Raw genomic sequence first — 17,721 nt, 5'->3', positions numbered from 1 at the left:
CGTCGGTGGGGCGCGAAAAGAGCGCCCCTGCTCGGGTGGACTCGAGAAGGGGCGCTGAAATTCACCGCGTGACCTTCCCTCTTGCTCCCCGGCGGCGGTCATCGTCGACTCGCCTGCGGGGCTGGCCTTGGCACCGTGACGTGATGAGGTCCGGTTGCCGCGCCGTCAACGAGCCAGGTCTCTCGGGCGCTCTGAAGTGGGTCGCTCCACGCGGGAGCTGACAGGAAGCGTAGCGCGCCCTCCGCGACCGGTCAAGGCAGCTGTCCAGCCGTATCCGATCTCACGGCAGTACACCCGTTTGGGGGAAACGCGCTAGGATGAGCGGGTCATCCCATTTCGATGTGTCACCCCAGGTCAGTCCGGGCATGACGCCGATTCCACCCTGATCCTGCGCGGATCGTTCCTTCACCCCCTGTCAGGAGATTCATGAACCACAAGCTCGTCGCCACTGCCCTGCTGGGCGCGGCCCTGCTCGCTGGCTGCACCAAACCCACCACGCCCACGCCAACCCCGAACCCGGCTCCTGTACCCGGCACCCAGACCGATTTTGGTCGCCTGCAGACCCTGAAGCCCGGCACGCAGGACACCATCAACACCAAGCTGAAGGTGAACATCGTGTTCGTCGGGTACCGCCAGACCCTGCCCGGTCAGGTCGCCACGGCCCGTCAGGTCAGCACCGACGACTTCAAGGAGATCCTGCCCGCCTCGTACGACGCCGTGAACCGCATTCCCAGTGCGTACGGCCGCACCGAGAAGACCGGCACCAGCTTTGACTTCGACTACAACTACGTCTTCGCCAACCAGAGCTTCGAGGACGACTTCTTCAAGTTCCTCAGTGACACTGGCACCGCCAGGAACCTGACCGTCCAGCAGGGCATCTACAACTGCCAGGGCGCGAACCCAGAGACGGGCGCCCCTGACTGTGCCGCGCCGGCCGAGAACATCAACCGCGTCATCACCGGCAACCACGAGATCGACGCCCTGAAAACCGAGAACTGGCTGGCCGACAACGTGAGCCGCGTGGGCGTCAAGCCCGGCGAGTACACCATCTACTTCGTGAACTGGTACGACCGGCCTGACTTCAAGTTCCACAGCTACACCCGTGCGGACGCCGCCGACACCGACACCGGCACGAAGTTCGGCGCGCGTGGCAGCCGCCGCCTGATCGCCTGGGGGGGCAGCACCCGCGACAGCGCCGCCGCCCAGCGCGTGTGGTTCTACGACCTGTCTGCCAACCCCGACCCCTGGACCGACGCGTACGACGTGACCAACCCTGACGTGGACGGCGACGGCGCCACTGATTACCGCATGCCGCCCATCTGGGAGTACGGCACCCGTAAGGCCAGCATCGGATACGGCCGCAAGGTCAGCCCTGACCTGGCGCTGGTCGCGCGCTACACGGCCATCAACCTGCTGTTCACGCCCAGCCCCATCTACCGCGCGGCGCTCACGCCCCCCGACATGCCCGAGAAGATCAACCTGGACTTGCACCTCGAGCAGGGTGACGGCGCGGCTGCGCCTGCCACGGTCCTGAACCAGACGCTGCTGCAGGACCGCGTGAAGGTCCTCCAGCCGTTCACGACGTTCAGCAACACCACCAAGCAGACGGCCCTGGACGGTGACCTGGCCGATGTGTACAAGTGCTTCTTCCCCGTGGAGGCGGAAGATATCTGCTCGCCGAACTACGCGGATTTCAGTGGTGAGAAGCTGTTCCAGTTCGGCGTGAAGGAACTGCGTGAGACGTACAAGACCACGCCAGCCGGAACGTACCAGCTGCCCATCTACCTGTTCAATGACCGCGCCAACAGCCAGGGCGGCCTGCTGGGCGTCGCGTACGACGACGGCGAGACCGGCACCCAGAGCTTCGTGTACTCGTTCCTGACGCCCGACCTCAAGGCGGCTGGCTACGGCTTCACGGACACCACCGTCCACGAGGCCGGGCACCACCTCAGCCTGTCCCACCCGCACGATGGGTACGACAGCGAGCAGAACCTGTCCTACGGCCCTGGCGGCGACTTCTACTTCGTGAACACCGGCGATCAGAGCGCGTCGATCATGTCCTACAACGACCTGTCCCGCACCTTCGGGCAGTTCAACCTGGACAGCCAGTACCGCTACCTGACCGCCGCGTACCTGAACAACACCAACGCCATCCTGGAACTCGTGCGCCGCGCGAACAAGGCCAGCCCGGTCAGCATCGCCGCGCAGAGCGCCGACAGCAAGTTCAGTCAGGCCAAGACGAAGTACGACGCGCTGGACTACCTGGGCGCCGCGCAACTGGCCCATGAGGGTTACCGCGGCGTCCTGATTGCCGCCAAGGCGGCGGGCGTGCCGGTCACCGCGTACAAGTGGTACGAGAACCTCAACGGCCTGGAAGGTCTGAGTGTCGGTCAGGGTGCGAAGATGCGCTTCAGCCCCACCTTCAAGGCTCAGACGGGCGTGGTGGCCTTCCCCGAGGAGACCGCCAACCAGCGCCGCCTGCGTCTGTCCAGGTAACGCCTGGCGTGCACAGAACCCGGTCCAGGTGGCCGGGTTCTTTCACGTGTGGGCGGTTGATCCACCCCATCATGGGTTGCCGCCGCAGGTCAGGCGGGTGGCATGGGGGCAGGGTCAGGCCTTGCGCAGCAGTTCCATCAGGCGCAGGTAGGCCTGCGCGGTGACCTGCACGTCCCCGAAGGAGCGGTGGCGGCCGCCGGGCGCGAAGTTCAGGCCCAGTCGCTCGGCCAGCACCGTCAGGTTGTGCGCGCGTTCACGGGGGAAGGCGCGGCGCGAGAGTTGCACGGTGCAGTACTCCGCCTGCGGGTTCCAGTTCAGGCCCGCGCGGGTGGCGTTGGCGCGCATGAACCCGGCGTCGAAGCCGATGTTGTGCGCCACGACGGGCCAGCCGTTCACGAACTCCAGGAATTCCGGGAGGACCTCGTGGATGGTCGGAGAGGCGCGGACCATGTCGTTGCTGATGCCGTGCACCTTCTCAGCACGCCAGGGGATCAGCATCTGGTGCCCGTCGGCGGTGGTGGGGCGCACCAGGGTCTCGTAACGTTGCGTCTCGTCGACCTGCCCGTCCACGATGCGGACGGCGCCGATCTCGACGATGCCGTCGCGTTCCGGCGAGAGGCCCGTGGTTTCCAGGTCGAACACGACAACATTCACGCCCCGCAGGGTAGCGCGTGCGGGGCGCGTGCGGGCGAAGGCAGGTCAGCGGACCAGGAGGGGTTCGTACGCGGTCTTCACGGCGCCGTTCGCGAAGGTCAGCTTGGCGATGGTGTTCACGCTGGTCACGGTGCGGCCCGGCACCTTTTTCACGGCCAGGCTGACGTTCAGGTCGATCACGCGGCCCTGCTGCGTCAGGCGCGGGTCGAGCGGGCCGGGCGCGCGGCCCGGCAGCCACAGTTCCTTCTCCGGCAGGAGTTTCTTGACGTACTGGCCGTTCTGGACGTACTCGATCTCGTACTGCAGTTCGGCCTTCACGACGGCGCTCTGCTCGCCCTTGGTGGTGACGCGCAGGGTGCAGCGGGCGGCCTGGCCCATGGTCAGGTAACTGTTCGTGCCGCCCGCGCCCACGCAGGTGGTGAAATTCCAGGTGTTCAGTTTGGTGGGGCCGCTGCTGATCGTGACCGGGGCGGGCGCGGTGCGGGCCAGGTAGGCCGGGTCGGCTCTGACGGTGAAGTCGGTGGTGCTGTCCCACAGTTCGCAGGTAACGCCTGTGGCGCGTTCATCCGGAACCCTGACGAGGGTGCGTGTGCTCATGGCGGCGTAGCAGGGTTCGACCGGGCCGGTGTACGGGACGTAACCCAGGGCGAGTTTCTGCATCTGCTGGAAGGCCTGCCGGTCGGCGGTGGCGTTCAGCCCGTCGTTGCGGACCCACAGCTGGACGCTGACGACGCGGCTGCCGGGCTCGCCGGATTCGCGGGTGATGGTCAGGCCCTGGTAGCGGGTGAACGGGTACTGCCAGTCGCGGCCCCGCACGAATGGTTCGCCGCAGGTGTACTGCTGGCAGAAGGCGGACTGCTGAATCTGCGTGGTCGTGACGCTGCTGCCGATGATCCCGGCGGCGCTGGCCGGGAAAAGCAGCAGGGCGGGCAGGAACCTGAGGAGTCGGGTCATGTTCGCAGCGTAGGGGGTGTCGGGTGGAGCCGCTGCCTCAGGTGACCTTGAGTTCAGTGAGGGCCTGTGTTAGCAGGTCTGCCTGCGTGGTGGTGGCCGTGACGTGCAGGATGTGGATGTCGGTCTCGTCGGGCTGCGGGGGTTGCAGCGTGCTCAGTTGCGAGGGCAGCAGGTCGGGTCCGGCGTAGTGCCCGTGGCGGTGCCCGAGGCGTTCGCGCAGCAGGTTCTCTGGGACGTGCAGATGCAGGAAGCGGGTGCCGGGGGCGCGCAGGGCGTCGCGGTAGGGGCGTTTCAGGGCGGAGCAGGCCAGGATCACGCGGTCACGGGCGTCCAGTTCGGCGCGCAGGCGGGCCAGCCAGGGGGCACGGTCCGCGTCGTTCAGGGGGTGCCCGGCGTGCATGCGTGCGCGGGCCTGGGGGGTGTGGTAGTCGTCGCCGTCCAGGAAGGGGGCGTGCAGCGCGGCGCCCACCGCACGGCCCAGGGTGGTCTTGCCACTGCCGGACACGCCCATGACGATCACGCGCAGGGGGCCGGGGGGCAGGGTCACGCGGTGGTCACCGGGGTGCAGGCGCCCAGGGCGGCCAGGGCTTCCTCCTTGCCCTTGGCTTCCACCTCGATCCAGGGGACGTCGTGGTACGCGGCGGGCAGGTGCGTGATCAGATGACTGTGGCGGCGGTCCTGCGGGCCGTCCAGGCCGTTGCTGAGGTGCACCACCTGCCACTCCTGGGGCGTCCAGGTGCGGCGGGCGGCCAGGACCCACTCGCGGACGCTGGGGTGGTCCTGGTCGGGCAGGTGGTCGTGGACGACGTGGTGGTGCGCGTCGAACACCAGTGGGGTGCCGGTGGCCTCGCAGACGGGCAGCAGGTCGCGGGGGCTGTAGGCCCGCTCGTCGTTTTCCAGGCCCAGGCGCAAGCGGACCGATTCGGGCAGGTCAGGGATGATCGCCTGGAGTTCCTGGGCGCGGCCGCCCTTGCCGCCGTGCAGGAGTAGGAGGTTCCAGGTGCTGCGCTCCAGGCCCAGGGCGTCCATGACGTGCGCGTGGGTGGTGATGGCGCGCAGGCTGCTCTCCCTGACTTCGGGGCGGTCGCTGTTCAGGACGATGAACTGCTCGGGGTGCATCAGGACGCGGATGCCGTGATCCTGAAAGGCGTGCCCGGCGTCCCGCAGTTGCGGCGCGAGGTGCGCGAGGACCTGCGCGCCGGTGTCGTCGCCGTCCAGGTCCAGCATGGGGAACAGGCTGGAGCTGAGGCGGTACAGGCGGATGCCGCGCGCGGCGCAGTAGTCGGCGGCGCGGCGCACGCGGGCGGTGTTGTCGGCGTACAGATCGAGCAGCGTGCCGTACCGCTGCGCGGGGGGCAGGGCGCGGTAGCGCGTGAGGGTGATGGTGCGGAAGCGCACCTCCGGCCCGACGGTCAGGCACACGAGGCCGTAGGTGGGGGTGGTCACGTGCGGTCCCGTTTCGCGGCGGCGCGGCAGCGGTCCGAGCAGTACTTGACGGTGTCCCAGTCGCGTTCCCATTTTTTGCGCCAGGTGAAGGGCAGGCCGCAGTGGGCGCAGGTCTTGCTGGGGCGCTGGCTGGGGGGGCGTCCGCCTCCGGGGGTGCGTTCGGTTCGGGGCATGCCGCTCAGCATGGGCCGCGCCGGGGCCGGCTTCCGTAGCCCGGAGTGAAGTTCTGTTCATGCGCTGAGGCGGGGGGAAATCGTTCGGAGTGAAAACGTATTCAGCATCGGAGTGAATCTTGCGCCTATATGACGCGGTGTGGCAACAGCATCGGATCCGCCCGATCCGGCGGAGTCGAGAGCCGGATTCGCCAGTCCAGCAGGCCTCTTTTCCAGTGTTTCGCCTGATGGCAGGCTCAGTTGTCGGATGTTGCCCTCACTGCATTTGGGTTGGCGCGTGGCTCAATCACCGCTCTTGTCCCACGAATCTGATCGACCTCACCATTCTTGACAGCGCTTTCAGATTCGCTTACGCTCCGGTCAATCCACTGTCCGCCGACCCCACCCTGCCGGGGTCCCCGCTGCCGTCACGCCCCACCGGGCGCGGCGTTCCCTGCCCTGCGCCCGCCCGGCGCCAAGGAGATCCCCCATGCCCCGCCCCACACTCACGGTTCTGCTCCCCCTGACCCTCCTGCTCGGCGCCTGCACCCAGACCGACGCCAGCACCACCACACCCGTCTGGCAGGACGAATTCAACGCCTCCAGCCTCGACACCAGCAAATGGGGCTACCAGACCGGCAACGGCTTCATGGCCGGCAGCGACTACGTCACCGGCTGGGGCAACAACGAACTGGAGTACTACACCGACCGCGCCAGCAACGTCCGCGTCGAGGGCGGCAACCTCGTCATCACCGCCCGCAAGGAGAAGTTCACCGGACCGGCCGGCACCACCACCGGCACCTTCGACTGGACCTCCGGCCGCGTCCGCACCGCCGGGAAGTTCAGCCGCACCTACGGCCGCTTCGAGATCCGCGCCAAGTTCCCCAAGGGCCGCGGCCTGTGGCCCGCCATCTGGATGCTGCCCGAGGAACCCAGCCCCTACGCCAGCTGGGCCGCAAACGGCGAACTCGACATCGCCGAAGGATGGGGCAGCAAACCCACCGAACTCGCCCAGACCATCCACTACGGTGGCGTGTGGCCCAACAACGTGTACTCCGGCGCCACCGTGAACTTCCCGAACGAAGGCACCATGGACCAGTGGCACACCTACGCCGTGGAATGGACCCCCGGCAAGATCCAGTGGTTCATCGACGGCAAGATGACCAGCGAGAAAACCCAGTGGTGGAGCGCCAAGAACAACCCCCCCAGCAGCGACGCCGACCTGAACGCCTGGCCCGCTCCCTTCGACCGGCCCTTCTACCTGCTGCTGAACCTCGCCGTGGGCGGCAACTTCGACGGCAACCCCGACGCCACCACCCCCACCGAAGCGCAGATGCTGGTCGACTACGTCCGCGTGTACGGCATGCAGAACGAAACCGCCAGCGCCGGGCCGCGCCCCGACATGACCTACCCCTGGACGCCCAAACCCGCCCGCCCCGCCCTGGCCGACGGGAACCTGGTCTACAACGGCTCGTTCGACCTGCCGGACACCGATCCGCTGGTGAAGACCGACACCACCTCGCTGCCCGGCGTGACGACCAGCAAGTTCTGGACGCTCTTTACCGGCGGCGGCGAAGCGACCCTCAGCAACGACGCCACGCAGGGCAACGCCCTGAAAGTCGACGTCACGAACCCCGGCAACGTGAACTACGCCGTGCAGGTCCGCCAGGACGGCCTGAACATGGAATCCGGCGGCAAGTACGAGGTCTCCTTCGACACCTGGGCGCAGACGGCCCGCCCCATGATGATCAAGGTCGGCGGCGGCCCGGACCGCGGGTACGCCGCGTACTCCGGCGAGCAGACCGTGCAGATCGGCACGACCAAAGCCCGCCAGACCCTGACCTTCGACATGAAAGCCACCACCGACGCCGCCGCCCGGCTGGAATTCAACCTCGGGAACGCCGGCACCGGCCCCGTCTGGATCGACAACGTGGTCGTCAAACGCGTCGGGAACGCCGCCGGGGCCCGCCCACCCGCCGCGGACGGCAACCTGCTGTACAACGCCGCCTTCACCCAGAACGCCACGGCCACCGCTCCCGGCATCACGGGCGTGCCCGGCACCGCGTACTGGAGCACCTGGAGCAGCGTCCCTGAGCGCCTGAGCACCAGCGTCAGCGGCGGCGTGGTCACCCTGAACGTCACGAACGTGGATTCCGCGAACAACTGGCACGTTCAGCTGAACCAGACCGACGTGCCGCTGACCGCCGGGAAGTCCTACACCCTGACCTTCAAGGGCAAGGCCACCGACGCCCGTGAGGTCGCCGTCGTGATCGGCGAGAACGGCGGCAGTTACGCCCGCTACCTGGACAAGACCGCCGCCCTGACCGGCACCGAACAGACCTTCACGTACACCTTCACGGCGACCACCACGAACCCCGCCGCGCAGTTCCAGATCCTGGGCGCGGTGGGCACGCCCGGCAGCAGCTACGGCCTGAGCTTCCGCGACTTCCGCCTCGTGCAGAACCCCTGACCTCAACCCGCCTCTCCCCCACCCCGGCCAGTGACCGGTGTGGGGGAGCTGGTTTCACTATGGTGCGTTCAGCCGCTGACGCTCTCGCGGCTCAGCGCGGCGTGCGCTTCGAGCAGTAGCGCCTCGGTCTCGTCCCAGCCGACGCAGGCGTCCGTGACGCTCAGGCCGGGGATCAGGGTGCTGAGGTCGGCGGGGATGCCCTGCTTGCCGGGGCGGAGGTTGCTCTCGATCATCAGGCCCTTCACGGCGGCCTGTCCGGCGGCGCGCTGGTGCAGCACGTCGCGCCACACGAGGCTCTGGCGGGTGTGGTCCGAGCCGCTGTTGGCGTGCGAGCAGTCCACCATGACGGCCGGGGGCAGTCCGGCGTTGCTCATGAGTCCGGCGGCTTCCGTGACGAACTGCGGGGCGTAGTTGGGGCCGCCGCGGCCGCCGCGCAGGATGACGTGCCCGTCGGGGTTGCCGAGCGTGTGGACGATGCAGGCCTGTCCGTCGTCGTCGATGGTGAAGAAGGCGTGCGAGGCGCGCGCGGCGACGATGGCGTCCACGGCGAGTTTGATGCCGCCGCCGGTGCCGTTCTTGAAGCCCATCGGGGCGGACACGGCGCTGCTCATGACGCGATGCGTCTGGCTTTCGGTGGTGCGCGCACCCAGGCAGGCCCAGGCGACGGCGTCGAACACGTACTGCGGCGCGAACGGGTCCAGCAGTTCCGTGGCGACGGGCAGGCCCAGTTCGCTGACCTGCACCATGAGCTTGCGGGTCAGTTCGAGGCCCTTGTTGATGTCGTTCGTGCCGTTCATGTCCGGGTCGAGCAGGTAGCCGCGCCAGCCGACGGTGGTGCGGGGCTTGTCGACGTACACGCGCATGTGCACTTCCAGGCGGTCCTTCACGCGTTCACGCAGCTCGGCGAGGCGGCGGGCGTAGTCGAGCGCCTGCTCGTGATCGTGAATGGAGCAGGGGCCGACCACGACGAGCAGGCGGTCGTCGCGGCCGTGGAGGATGTCCTGCGCGGCTTTGCGTCCGGCCAGGACGGTCGCCTCGGCCTGCGGGGTCAGCGGCCAGCGGGCCTTCAGGGCGCGGGGGGTGATCAGGGGCGTGAAGCCGCTGACGTTCAGGTTCTCGGTACGGCCGGGCTGAATGATGGGTTCGGGGTGCGTCATGGCGGGACTCCTGGGGTGTACGGCGGCGCCCGGTGGCTTGTGGGCTCACCGGGCGTCGGGGGGTGGGAATGCAGCGCGACTAGGCCCGGTGGTGACCGAACCAATAAAAAAAGCCGCGCGTCGTCATGGGCCGCAGTGTAGGCCCCGGCGCTGGCGGGGGCAGGCCGCCCGGTCTAGGGCACCGGCAGACAGGCCCTGGGTGAGGTTCACGCAGGTTCCGTCGGCTTCACCCCGCGTGCCCCTGGCTTGACGGGTCTGCCATTCACTCAGCTGGAGCGTGTCTCAGGCGTCGGCGATCTGGCGGAGTTTCTCCACGCGGGTGGCGAGGTCCGGGAGGTCCAGGGCGCGCAGGGCCTTGGTGGTGCGGGTCAGGGCGGCGTCGTCCACGCGGCCCTGGTTCCACCCGGCGATCAGCATGGCGCAGCCCTGCAGGGCGTCACTGACGGTCTCGCGGTGGAACATGGCGGCCAGGTTGCCGCTCTGGGCGGGCGCGGTCTGCTGGGCCTGGGCCTGGACGTCCAGTACGACCTGCATGAACACCTGGTCCAGGCGGGCGCGGTCGTCGGGGTGAATGGGGGTTCCGGTCATGGGGGGCAGTGTAGCCCGGGGCATACGCGTTTCTTCACGTCCGTTCTCATGTCTGGTGGCGGCGTGTCGCTTCAGCGGCGCTTTCCGTATCTTGGTGCATCTCAAGGGATGCAGGGGAGCGTGGAACGCGATGGAGTATGAGCCCGGGAGCAGGTTTTTCGATGAGATGTTCACCGCTGATCGCGCCGCCCGTCCGCACTACGCGGGCGTCAAGGCGTACCTGGATCAGCTGGGCGTCTCGGAATTCGAGCGTCGACATCAGCTGCTGGACCTGGCGTTCCGGAATCAGGGCATCACCTTCACGGTGTACGGGGACGCGCAGGGCACCGAGCGGACCTTTCCGTTCGATCCGGTGCCGCGCATCATTCCGTCGTCCGAGTGGGCGCACATCGAGTCGGGCCTGACGCAGCGGGTGCGGGCGCTGAATGCGTTCCTGACGGACATCTACAGTGGCGCGCAGATCATGGGGGACGGCGTCATCCCGGCGGAGCTGGTGTACACCAGCGCGCACTTCCGGCGCGAGGTGCACGGGGTGCTGCCGCCGGGCGGGGTGTTCACGCACGTGGTCGGCACGGACCTGATCCGCAACGAGCAGGGCGAGTACCTCGTGCTGGAGGACAACCTGCGCTCGCCGAGCGGCGTGTCGTACCTGCTGGCGAACCGGCAGGCGATGACGCGGGTGTACCCGGGCATGTTCGAGGGTCAGGGGGTGCGGCCGGTGCAGCATTACGCGTCGGCGCTGCTGCGCCTGCTGCTGGCCAGCAGTCCGCGCGAGAACGGCACGGTGGTGGTGCTGACGCCCGGCATGTACAACAGCGCGTACTTCGAGCACGCGTACCTCGCGCAGCAGATGGGCGTGGAACTCGTCGAGGGCCGTGACCTGTTCGTGGACGGCGGGCGCGTGTGGATGCGCACGACCGGCGGGCGGCAGCAGGTGGACGTCATCTACCGCCGTGTGGACGATGATTTCCTGGATCCGCTGGCGTTCCGGCGGGACAGTGCGCTGGGCGTGGCGGGGCTGGTGGAGGTCTACCGGCAGGGCCGGGTGGCGATCGCGAACGCCATCGGGACGGGCGTGGCGGACGACAAGGCGGTGTACGCGTACGTGCCGGACATGATCCGGTACTACCTGAACGAGTCGCCGATCCTGAACAACGTGCCCACGTACCTGGGCTGGAACGCCGAGCATCTGGAGTACATGCTGGCGAACGCGGCTGAGCTGGTGTTCAAGTCGGTGGGCGAGGCGGGTGGCTACGGCATGCTGATCGGTCCGGAAGCGACCTCGGATCAGATCACGGCGTACCTGCACAAGGTGCGGCAGGATCCGCGGGAGTTCATCGCGCAGCCGGTGGTGGGCCTGTCGCGGCACCCGACGTTCTACCCGGACAGCAGTGGGTTCGAGGCGGCGCACGTGGACCTGCGGCCGTACATCCTGTTCGGCGAGGACGTGACGATCGTGCCGGGCGGCCTGACGCGCGTGGCGCTACGGCGCGGGAGTCTGGTCGTGAACAGTTCGCAGGGGGGCGGCAGCAAGGACACCTGGGTGCTGGACCACGACGGGCCGGGTGCGCCGCTGGGCATGACGCAGCTGCTGCATGGGGACGCGTCGTCGGCCGTGCAGGGTCAGCGGCAGGAGCAGTCGTCGGGGGGGCAGTCCCAGTCTCAATCGCAGTCCCAGGGGCAGTCCCAGTCTCAGGGGCAGTCGCAGTGGCAGGGCGGTTTCGGCGCGGTGCCGCTGGACGCCGAGCCGCTGACCGAGGCGACCCGCAACTCCCTGAACGAGCGTGACGTGCAGGCGCGGGCGCGTGTCGCGGACGACGCGCAGGTCGCCGCATACGGCGAGAGTCAGCTGACGCACGCCGAGCCGCCCGGTGACGTGCCCGCCCGCGAGGACGGCCCGGGGTCGCACTCGTTCCAGCAGCAGCTGGAAAAACAGCAGCTCGAAGGCGGTGAGCGCTGATGCTGCTCCTGTCCCGACTGGCCGAGAACCTCTTCTGGATGGGCCGCTACATGGAGCGGGCGGAGAACACGGCCCGGCTCCTGAGCGTGAACTACTACGCGACGCTGGAATCCGCCGGGAGTGCGCGGGACCACTGGCGGCCGCTGCTGGACCTGACCGGCGGCGAGGGCGCCCTGCGGGAACGCTACGGGCGGGTGGACACCCGCAGCGTGGGGTCCTGGCTGGCGTTCGACCGGGAGAACCCGTCGAGTATCGCCAGCAGTCTGGCGTTCGCCCGGTCGAACGCGCGCGGCCTGCGCGACCGGATTCCCAGTGAGATGTGGGAGGCGATCAACCGCGCGTACCTGAACCTGTGCTTCGAGACGGGCTCGGTGCTGGACCGCGACGGGCTGTACGAGTTCTGCGTGTCCGCGCGTGACGCGTCGCAGTTCTTCTTCGGGATCGCGTTCGCGACCCTGCCGCGCGACGAGGGCTGGTCGTTCATGCGGGCCGGGCAGATGCTGGAACGCACCGACAACACGCTGCGGGTGCTGCAGGGCCGCCTGACGCCCGAGGCGCTGCGGCCGTCGACGGACCCGGCGCGGGACATGCTGCTCGAGCAGCGCTGGGTGCAGGTGCTCAAGGGCGCCAGCGCCTACGAGGCGTTCCGCAAGCGCGTGCACGAGGGCATCGAGCCGCGCAGCATCGCGGCGTTCCTGCTGCTCGACGAGTACTTCCCGCGCAGCGTGAGGTACGGGGCGCAGAACCTGCACGAGGCCCTCGAACAGATCGACCGCTGGCATCCGGGCGCGCATCAGGACGTGACGCGCCTGTCGCGGTGGCTGGTTGCCCGGCTGGAGTACGCCCGCATCGAGGACATCCTGGACCGGCGCGATCCGGCGCTGCCGGACCTGCTGGTGGACGTGAACCGGGTGGGCGCGGCGATCACCGCGGCGTTCTTCGAGAAGGAATGAAACGGGTTCCGTCTGTCTCGTTCACAGATCGGAACACCACCGGTCTGCTCACTCCACGCCCGGCACCCGTTTCTCTTCTGCTCGCTTCGCTCGGGTTGAAAGATTTTGCAAACCTTTCAACCGAAGTCTGCATGAGCGGGTCCATGCAGTGCCCGGGCGCCGGGAGGGACCGGTATGCGGTGTGAGATCCGGCACGTGACCGAGTACCGGTACCTGCAGCCGGCGTGGGATTCGTTCAATCAGGTGCGGCTGCATCCGACGCAGGAGGCGCGGCAGTCGGTCCGGTCGTTCCATCTGCACGTGGTGCCGGACGCGGAGGTGTCGTCGCACAAGGATTACTTCGGTGCGCTGGTGCATCAGGTGCATGTGCACGCGCATCACACTCACCTGCGGATCGAGGCGCAGGCGATGGTGGACACGCACAACCTGCCGGACCCGGGGCCGGTGCCGGTGTCGGCGCTGGACGGCCAGCGGGCGCCCCTGACGGAGTTCCTGGTGCCGTGCCCGCGGGTGCCGTCGGGGCCGTGGCCGGAGGTGTTCGGCGTGACGCGGCCCACCGCGCAGGACGATCTGGGCGAGTACCTGCAGAACCTGAACACGTTCCTGTACAGCCAGTTCCAGTACGACACCGAGGCGACGTCGGTGAACACGCCCCTGGCGGAGTTCGCGCAGCATGGCCGGGGCGTCTGTCAGGATTTCACGCACGCGATGCTGGGGGTCACGCGGCAGCTGGGGATTCCATCGCGGTACGTGAGCGGGTACCTGTACAGCGGCGGTGAGATGCGCGGCGCGGAGGCCACGCACGCGTGGGTGGAGTGTTTCGTTCCGGGGTACGGCTGGCTGGGTCTGGATCCCACGAACAACTGCGTGGCGCGCGAGAAGCACATCAAGATCGCGCACGGGCGGGAGTACAGCGACGTCTCCCCGGTGCGGGGCACGTACTACGGCGGTGGGAAGGGCAGCATGTCGGTGGCGGTGTACGTGTACCGCGAGGACTGAACCTCCCGCCCCCCTCTCGGCCGAAGGGGACCGGAAAAGCGCAGGGCGCGTGGTCGGGAATGAGACCACGCGCCCTGCTGTTCGATAGGGCCCGGTCAGTTGCCGGTGACGGCGCGGCCCATCAGGAAGAGTCCGCCGATCAGGCCGCCGATGACGCCGGTCACGACCAGCTGGGCGATCCAGGCGAGGACCAGCGTGACGATGGCCTGGGTCTGGTCGCGGAGGTTCATGCTGCTCTGCACGGCGAGGAATCCAAAGTAGATCATGGCGAGGCTGATCAGGAACATGACCAGCCACCCCAGGATGGGGATGACGCTGATCAGGGTGCTGACGATGCTCAGGGGCACGTAGAAGAGCGCAAACGAGTACGCGACTTCGGGGTAGGTGCCGGTGCCGCGGAAGAGGCTGCGGCCGATCAGGTACACGGCGCCCGTGAACGTGAGGAAGCCCAGGGGAATGGTGGTCAGGCGGCTGAAGAGCTGTCCGAAGAACGTGACGTTCTCGTGCAGACCGGCGAACAGCGCGGCGATCACGGCGGAGACCACGGCGGCGATCATCACGTAGATCAGGGCGCTGGTCAGGCCGCCGCGCCGCTCGAAGCGTTCGAAGGTGGCGGGACTGGGGAGGCTCAGGACGGCAGCGCTCTGGGCGAACATGTCTTTGACGCTGCTGTCGGTGCTGCTCGTCACGGGGCTTCTCATGGCACGGAGTACGCCCGGCGTGCCAGCGGAGTTGCCCACGCCTCCGTTCATGATTCCTTCATGGTCGGGCGGGGGCGCGGCACCTTTGCCCTCGCCCCGGCGTGTCACAATGCTCCGCGATGACGGAATCTTCTATGACCTCCGGCGAGCAGACCCACTCCGGCTTCGTGGCCATCGTGGGAAAGCCCAACGTCGGCAAAAGCACCCTCCTGAACGCGTTCCTGGGCACCAAGGTCGCCCCGACCAGCCCTCGGCCGCAGACCACCCGCCGCGGCGTGCGCGGCATTCACACCAGCGGCGAGCGGCAGGTCGTGTTCGTGGACACGCCGGGCCTGCACAAGCCCAAGGACGCGCTGGGCAAGTACATGAACCACGAGGTGCACAGCGCCCTGGCGGACGTGGACGCGATCGTGTGGGTCGTGGACCTGCGTCACCCGCCCACCGACGAGGACCAGCTGGTCGCCCGGCAGGTGCGCGAGCTGCCCAAGCCGCTGTTCCTGGTGGGCAACAAGACCGACGCCGCCAAGTACCCCGACGAGGCCATGAAGCTGTACCGCGCGCTGCTGGAAGGCCGCGACGGTGACCTGAGCGACATGATGCTCAGCGCGCAGAACAACCCGAACGCCGTGGCGACCCTGCGTGAGCAGCTGCTGGACATCCTGCCGGAGGGGCCGTTCTTCTTCCCGGTCGGCCCGGCCAGTGACCAGAGCCGCGAGCAGTGGGCGGCGGAGATCATCCGCGAGGAAGCCATGAAGAAGCTCCGCGACGAGCTGCCCTACGCGGTGGCGACGCGCGTGAACCGCTGGACGGAACGCGAGGACGGCCTGCAGCGCATCGAGGGTGAGATCGTCGTGGAGAAGAACGCGCACAAGGGCATGGTGATCGGCTCGGGCGGCAAGCAGCTCAAGGAGATCGGTCAGGCGGCCCGCAAGCAGCTGGAGGTCTTCCTGGACCGCAAGGTGTACCTGGGGCTGGAGGTCATCGTGATTCCCGGCTGGCGTGAGGACGTCGAGGCGCTGCGCGAACTCGGTTACGAGTAACCGCTGCACGCACAGCAGGCCGCCCCAGTGCAGGGCGGCCTGTTCCATTGGTGCGGCGCTTCAGCTGGCCTGCGCGCAGGCGGGGCACTGGCCGTACAGGGTGACCTCGTGCGCCTCCACGATGAACCCGCCGGGGTACACCGTGCCGCTGGGCAGCGCGACCGGGCAGGTGTGCAGGGTGAACACGCGCTGGCAGCGGGTGCAGGCGAAGTGGTGGTGGTGGCCCTTGCCGCTGGCCTCGTACAGCGTCTCGCCGTCCAGCGTGACGGGATGGATGCGGCCCTGGTCGGTCAGGAGTTTCAGGGTGCGGTACACGGTGGCGACGCCCAGGGCAGGCAGGTCGGTGCGGGCGCGGTCCAGTACGTCCGCCACGCCCAGGGGTCCCTCGGCGTCGTGCAGGACGCGGGTGATCACGTCGCGCTGGCGGGTGCTGCGGGTGGCCATCATGCCACTCAGCATACCACTTCTTGATAGCCTCCGATCAATAACGGCGGGTGTCTCTTTCCGCCCCGATGGGTTTCCAGCCACCGCCTCGACAACACCACAGCGCGGCCCGCCACCGACCTTCTACACTCAGGTCACCGCCCCCACCGTCAGTCCCGCGCCTCACCTTCCCTACCTCCGGAGTGATTCCCCTGCTGCGCGAACTGTTCTTCAACCTCTGCCTGCTGATCAGCCTGCACTACGTGCTGCGGTTCACGTTCCGGTCCTGGCCCATCGCGCGGCGCGGCTGGTCCCATACGCTGCGGCTCGCGGCGTTCGCTGCCGCGGCCCTGATCCTGCTGCTGTTCCCGGCGCATGTCGCCCCCGGCGTGGTCGTGGACCTGCGGGCCGTACCGGTGGCGTTCGTGACCCTGCAGTTCGGTCCGCTGGCGGGCCTGCTCGTCGCCCTGCCCACCATGGGCTACCGCGTCTGGCTGGGTGGCATCGGCCTGTACGCCGCGCTCCCCAGTCTGCTGGGCGTGATTCTCGTGACCTCGCTGCTGCGCCGCCACCTGCCGGTGATGGGGCCGCTGTTCTGGCGGTCGTGGCCCGGCGTGATCGCCATCTTCCTGATCAATGGGCTGCCTCTGCTGGCCCTGCCGGACGGACTGGACCTGTTCACCCAGGCCTACCCGCTGCTTCTGGTGTCGAACGTGCTGGGCGCCCTGGCCGGCTGGGGCATCCTGAGCGAACGCTTTCACATGCTGCGCCTGACGAGTCAGTGGCGCTCGGCCGCGCTGACCGACCCGCTGACCACCCTGGGGAACCGGCGTCAGTTCGATCAGGATCTGGATGCCATGGGGCCGGGCGACGCCCTGCTCCTGGTGGACATCGATCATTTCAAGCGCGTGAACGACACCTTCGGGCACCGCGCGGGCGACGAGGTCCTGCAGGAGGTCGCCCGGCTGCTGGAACGCGAGGGCCGCGGCCGTGACCGCGCCTACCGCTACGGCGGCGAGGAGTTCGCCGTGATCCTGCGGGACGTGACCGGCGACGGCCTGAGCCGCGTGGCCGAGCGGCTGCGTACCTCCGTGGCGGCCACCCCGATGCGCGCCACCGGCCAGCACCTGACCGTTTCGGTGGGCGGCGCCGCCTGGGCGCCCCTGCCCACGCGACAGCTGACCGAACGGGCCGACGAGGCGCTGTACGCTGCCAAACATGGCGGGCGCAATCAGGTGCGCGTGTGGGGCATCTGGCTGCCCAGTCGGGCGCAGGAGACGGGGCAGCCGCCCCCGTCCCCCTTGCAGGGCTGAGCCCGGGCGCAGCGGCCACACACCCCACAGCAGAGGAGCGGGACCATGGCGCCTGGGCGTGGTCCCGCTCCTCTGTGCTGTTGCTTTCCTGACAGGCTGGTGGTTGCCCGCCGGGTTATTCCTTGTCGCCCATGTTGGTGCTGGGCGGGTCGCTGGCGTCCATGCTGTGGGTCATGGCGACGTCCTGCTTGTCCAGGCCTTCCTTGCGGTAGGTGCTGGCGGCCTTGTTCTCGGCGTCCACGGCGGCGTCGATTTCCGCTTCGGGGTTGGGTTTGCCCATGAACTGCAGGTCGACGTTGCTGATCTCGTCCTCGGTCTTGAGGTGCTCGGGCTTGTCGTTCGTCATGCCGTCACGCTACCGCCCGCGCGTGGGACGCGCCTGAACGTGCCCTTCATCTGCGCTGGAGGTTCGCCC

The 17,721-nt window shown here is 68.4% G+C and carries 17 protein-coding genes and 1 riboswitch; of the genes, 7 read left to right on the top strand and 10 right to left on the bottom strand.

Annotated features, from left to right (window positions below):
- Window positions 1-107: 107 nt before the first annotated feature.
- Window positions 108-202, bottom strand: a riboswitch (SAM riboswitch).
- A gap of 224 nt (window positions 203-426) precedes the next feature.
- The gene (locus tag IEY69_RS01860; RefSeq protein WP_189071447.1) at window positions 427-2,496 is read left to right on the top strand and encodes a zinc metalloprotease; all 2,070 of its coding nucleotides are present in this window, start codon (window positions 427-429) and stop codon (window positions 2,494-2,496) included.
- A gap of 114 nt (window positions 2,497-2,610) precedes the next feature.
- Here the strand turns inward: IEY69_RS01860 and IEY69_RS01855 are convergent, their stop codons facing one another.
- The 5 genes from IEY69_RS01855 to IEY69_RS01835 are packed head-to-tail and all read right to left on the bottom strand — an operon-like array spanning window position 2,611 to window position 5,723.
- Window positions 2,611-3,150 carry a 3'-5' exonuclease gene (locus IEY69_RS01855; RefSeq protein WP_189071446.1) on the bottom strand — a complete coding sequence of 180 codons (540 nt, stop codon included), beginning with the start codon at window positions 3,148-3,150 and terminating at the stop codon, window positions 2,611-2,613.
- A gap of 45 nt (window positions 3,151-3,195) precedes the next feature.
- Entirely contained in the window at window positions 3,196-4,104 is a 909-nt protein-coding gene (locus IEY69_RS01850; RefSeq protein WP_189071445.1) for a hypothetical protein, read from the bottom strand.
- Between the two features lie 37 nt (window positions 4,105-4,141).
- Window positions 4,142-4,651, bottom strand: a complete 510-nt coding sequence (locus IEY69_RS01845; protein WP_229783555.1) for a gluconokinase — start codon at window positions 4,649-4,651, stop codon at window positions 4,142-4,144.
- A complete protein-coding gene (gene uvsE / locus IEY69_RS01840; RefSeq protein ID WP_189071444.1) occupies window positions 4,648-5,622 on the bottom strand; it encodes a UV DNA damage repair endonuclease UvsE in 975 nt (324 codons plus the stop codon). Before uvsE ends, IEY69_RS01845 begins: the two co-directional genes overlap by 4 nt.
- Window positions 5,547-5,723, bottom strand: a complete 177-nt coding sequence (locus tag IEY69_RS01835) for a DUF2256 domain-containing protein (protein WP_229783554.1) — start codon at window positions 5,721-5,723, stop codon at window positions 5,547-5,549. The genes uvsE and IEY69_RS01835 overlap by 76 nt, the downstream gene beginning before the upstream one ends.
- Before the next feature lie 469 nt (window positions 5,724-6,192).
- Between IEY69_RS01835 and IEY69_RS01830 the strand changes: the two genes are divergently transcribed.
- Window positions 6,193-8,172: a carbohydrate binding domain-containing protein gene (locus IEY69_RS01830; RefSeq protein ID WP_189071442.1), complete on the top strand. Its 1,980-nt coding sequence runs from the start codon at window positions 6,193-6,195 to the stop codon at window positions 8,170-8,172.
- Between the two features lie 68 nt (window positions 8,173-8,240).
- Here the strand turns inward: IEY69_RS01830 and IEY69_RS01825 are convergent, their stop codons facing one another.
- Both IEY69_RS01825 and IEY69_RS01820 read right to left on the bottom strand, forming a co-directional pair.
- Entirely contained in the window at window positions 8,241-9,329 is a 1,089-nt protein-coding gene (locus tag IEY69_RS01825; RefSeq protein WP_189071441.1) for a 3-deoxy-7-phosphoheptulonate synthase, read from the bottom strand.
- 282 nt (window positions 9,330-9,611) lie between these two features.
- Window positions 9,612-9,917, bottom strand: a complete 306-nt coding sequence (locus IEY69_RS01820; protein ID WP_189071440.1) for a hypothetical protein — start codon at window positions 9,915-9,917, stop codon at window positions 9,612-9,614.
- 166 nt (window positions 9,918-10,083) lie between these two features.
- Here IEY69_RS01820 and IEY69_RS01815 point away from each other — a divergent pair, with 166 nt between their 5' ends.
- The 3 genes from IEY69_RS01815 to IEY69_RS01805 all read left to right on the top strand — a co-directional run bounded on the left by IEY69_RS01815 (window position 10,084) and on the right by IEY69_RS01805 (window position 13,829).
- Window positions 10,084-11,877 (top strand): circularly permuted type 2 ATP-grasp protein, encoded by a 1,794-nt coding sequence (locus IEY69_RS01815; RefSeq protein WP_444542394.1) that lies wholly within the window; start codon window positions 10,084-10,086, stop codon window positions 11,875-11,877.
- Entirely contained in the window at window positions 11,877-12,830 is a 954-nt protein-coding gene (locus IEY69_RS01810) for an alpha-E domain-containing protein (protein ID WP_189071438.1), read from the top strand. The genes IEY69_RS01815 and IEY69_RS01810 overlap by 1 nt, the downstream gene beginning before the upstream one ends.
- A 174-nt stretch (window positions 12,831-13,004) precedes the next feature.
- Complete coding sequence (locus IEY69_RS01805; protein ID WP_189071437.1) at window positions 13,005-13,829, top strand: transglutaminase family protein; 825 nt, start codon at window positions 13,005-13,007, stop codon at window positions 13,827-13,829.
- A gap of 95 nt (window positions 13,830-13,924) precedes the next feature.
- Here the strand turns inward: IEY69_RS01805 and IEY69_RS01800 are convergent, their stop codons facing one another.
- Window positions 13,925-14,530: a YIP1 family protein gene (locus tag IEY69_RS01800; RefSeq protein WP_189071436.1), complete on the bottom strand. Its 606-nt coding sequence runs from the start codon at window positions 14,528-14,530 to the stop codon at window positions 13,925-13,927.
- 119 nt (window positions 14,531-14,649) lie between these two features.
- On the opposite strand from IEY69_RS01800, the gene era reads away from it, so the two are divergent.
- Window positions 14,650-15,570, top strand: a complete 921-nt coding sequence (era, locus tag IEY69_RS01795) for a GTPase Era (protein WP_189071435.1) — start codon at window positions 14,650-14,652, stop codon at window positions 15,568-15,570.
- Window positions 15,571-15,630: 60 nt separating this feature from the next.
- Here era and IEY69_RS01790 read toward each other — a convergent pair whose 3' ends face one another.
- A complete protein-coding gene (locus tag IEY69_RS01790) occupies window positions 15,631-16,017 on the bottom strand; it encodes a Fur family transcriptional regulator (protein WP_189071434.1) in 387 nt (128 codons plus the stop codon).
- Window positions 16,018-16,196: 179 nt separating this feature from the next.
- On the opposite strand from IEY69_RS01790, the gene IEY69_RS01785 reads away from it, so the two are divergent.
- A complete protein-coding gene (locus tag IEY69_RS01785) occupies window positions 16,197-17,306 on the top strand; it encodes a GGDEF domain-containing protein (RefSeq protein ID WP_189071433.1) in 1,110 nt (369 codons plus the stop codon).
- Window positions 17,307-17,421: 115 nt separating this feature from the next.
- On the opposite strand, the gene IEY69_RS01780 is transcribed toward IEY69_RS01785, so the two are convergent.
- Complete coding sequence (locus IEY69_RS01780; RefSeq protein WP_189071432.1) at window positions 17,422-17,652, bottom strand: M-like protein; 231 nt, start codon at window positions 17,650-17,652, stop codon at window positions 17,422-17,424.
- Window positions 17,653-17,721: the final 69 nt, after the last annotated feature.

It is taken from the genome of Deinococcus sedimenti (assembly GCF_014648135.1).
GTDB classification, from domain to species: domain Bacteria; phylum Deinococcota; class Deinococci; order Deinococcales; family Deinococcaceae; genus Deinococcus; species Deinococcus sedimenti.
Note: the sequence above shows the minus strand (reverse complement) of the source record. Positions and strands in the feature narration are given on the sequence as shown.